At 53.6% G+C, this 209-nt stretch carries 1 tRNA gene; it reads left to right on the top strand.

Going from position 1 to position 209, the window contains the following annotated elements:
* A tRNA-Arg gene (locus tag OGV80_RS02175) sits at positions 1 to 77 on the top strand.
* Positions 78 to 209 lie beyond the last annotated feature (132 nt).

The raw sequence follows: 209 nt of genomic DNA, 5'->3' as shown, positions 1-209 counted from the left end.
GCATCCGTAGCTCAGCTGGATAGAGTACTCGGCTACGAACCGAGCGGTCGGAGGTTCGAATCCTCCCGGATGCACCATCTCTTACTTGATATCGTTTATTGCGGTATCAATATCGGCAGTAAAGCAAGTTTCCCGATGCATCCGTAGCTCAGCTGGATAGAGTACTCGGCTACGAACCGAGCGGTCGGAGGTTCGAATCCTCCCGGATG

Source organism: Citrobacter sp. Ce119, from assembly GCF_030334525.1.
GTDB lineage: Bacteria > Pseudomonadota > Gammaproteobacteria > Enterobacterales > Enterobacteriaceae > Citrobacter > Citrobacter europaeus.
The sequence above is the reverse complement of the archived record's forward strand: the minus strand, read 5'-3'. Positions and strand labels throughout refer to the sequence as shown.